Raw genomic sequence first — 229 nt, forward strand, 5'->3', positions numbered from 1 at the left:
TTCTATAAAAATTAATGGTTAAATCCACGGCCTCCTCAACTGTAAAAGCAGCTCTTTTAATATCATTTGAACTTCTCGAAACGCAGTAAGCACAATCTGCTCCCACACGGGTTGCCATTTTTGAATGTCCGGATGTATTTTGTGCTTTCTTTTTAATTCTTCAAATATTTCTCTGGCTTCAATCATTGATAATGAAATATCAACGGTAGCTAGATTAATTCGTGAAATG

General features: G+C 34.9%; 1 protein-coding gene. It reads right to left on the reverse strand.

The genetic code is table 11. The annotated features are described in order from the left end of the window. Positions 1–18: 18 nt before the first annotated feature. Positions 19–229, reverse strand: a 211-nt coding sequence (locus SCA31_RS25865; protein ID WP_410699790.1) for a hypothetical protein, incomplete at its 5' end; no start/stop codon positions are given.

The sequence above is a fragment of the Chryseobacterium sp. SIMBA_028 genome (assembly GCF_046535285.1).
Classification (GTDB): domain Bacteria; phylum Bacteroidota; class Bacteroidia; order Flavobacteriales; family Weeksellaceae; genus Chryseobacterium.